Genomic DNA, 1,529 nt, shown 5'->3' with positions numbered 1-1,529 from the left:
CCCGGCGACCGCGAGCGCGATGCCGGCGAGCACAGCGGCGACGACCCTCGGGACCCGGGTGCCGAGGACGCCGGTGACCACCGGCCCCGCGTCCCCGCGGAGCCATGCCGCGACGTCCCCCAGCAGGAGCATGCGGTCGCCCAGCAGCAGCGAGACCACGGCGGCGGCGAGCAGCACGCCGAGGGCGAGGACCAGGACCAGGACGCGGTGGCGTGCACCGACCCCGTCGACGGGCAGCGCGGACCCGGCGCCACCGAGGGACCTGGACCGCAGCCGGAGGGCGACGACCACGACGACCGTGCCACCGATCAGTGCGGTGACGGTCCCCGTCGGCACCATGACGGCGGCCTGCGCCCCGAGGAGGGCGCGCATCCCGACGTCGGCGACGAGCACGAGGTTCGTGGCGGCGAGTGCCGCGACCGGCAGGAGGGCTCGGTGCCGGTGCAGGCCCGGGACCCACGGGACGAGCATCCGGACCAGGGCTGGGGCGGCGAGGCCCACGAACCCGAGCGGCCCGGTGGTCGCGACGGCCGTCGCGGCGAGGAGCACGGCCGTGACCAGGGCGGTCACCCGGGTGCGGCGGACGTTCATGCCCAAGGTCGCGGCCTGGTCGTCCCCCAGGCGCAGCAGGTCGAGCCGGCGTGCCTGTGCCAGGACCGCCAGGAGCACGCCCAGGACGAGGGGCAGGGCCCAGCGGACGGTTCCGAGCCCGTTCTGGCCGAGGGAACCGGCGGACCAGGCGATCAGCCCGCGGGCCTCCATGGGTCGCAGGATCACGATCGCCGTGGTGACCGAGGTCATCGCTGCGGCGAGGGCCGTGCCCCCCAGGACGAGTCGCGTCCCTGCGGCACCCGACGTGCCGCTCAGCAGGAGGACGGTCCCGGCGGAGAGCAGTCCGCCGAGGAGCGCCAGGACGACGTCCCCGAGGAACGCGCCGGGCAGCCCGCCGAGGGCCCCGAGGGAGAGTGCGAGGTGCGCCCCGCTGTGGATGGCGAGGGTGTCGGGTGAGGCGAGCGGGTTGCGGGTGAGGGACTGCAGGACGGTGCCGGCCGCACCGAGCGCCAGCCCTGCGGTCAGTGCGGCGAGCAGCCGGGGAACACGGGAGCTGATCACCACGGCCCCGGCCTGGTCGTCGGAGGCGCCCAGCACCCACTGCCACACGTCGGTCGCGCCGAGCCCTGAGGTGCCCTGGGTCAGCTGCCACACCGCCAGCGGGAGGAGCAGGAGCACGAGGCCCACGGCGAGGACCACAGGGCCCGGTCCACCTCGGGGCGCGGCACCGTCAGCCACGCCACCGGGTCCGGCCGGGGCCACGGGGGCGCCGGCCGGACCTCGTGGCGTGGTGGTGGTCATGCGGCGGCGTCGACGGCCGCGTCGATCACACGGAGCATGGACTCGGGACCGCCGAACGCCCAGATGCCGTCCGGGAAGCGCGCCGACCCGTCCGAGAAGGGCAGCGAGGTCCAGATCGGGTTCGCACCCAGGGCGCCGGCGAACACGTCGTCGTCACCGTTGGCCAGGTACCAGAA

General features: G+C 75.8%; 1 protein-coding gene and 1 pseudogene. Both read right to left on the bottom strand.

What is annotated here, in order from left to right; genetic code table 11:
• A partial coding sequence (locus N869_RS14985) for an iron chelate uptake ABC transporter family permease subunit (RefSeq protein WP_035062982.1) occupies positions 1–1,353 on the bottom strand: 1,353 nt, incomplete at its 3' end.
• Positions 1,350–1,529, bottom strand: a pseudogene (locus N869_RS18060) (iron-siderophore ABC transporter substrate-binding protein); the annotation flags it as partial. The gene N869_RS14985 and the pseudogene N869_RS18060, both read right to left, overlap by 4 nt.

It is taken from the genome of Cellulomonas bogoriensis 69B4 = DSM 16987, from assembly GCF_000767165.1.
Classification (GTDB): domain Bacteria; phylum Actinomycetota; class Actinomycetes; order Actinomycetales; family Cellulomonadaceae; genus Actinotalea; species Actinotalea bogoriensis.
This window is presented reverse-complemented; position numbering and strand designations above follow the sequence as displayed.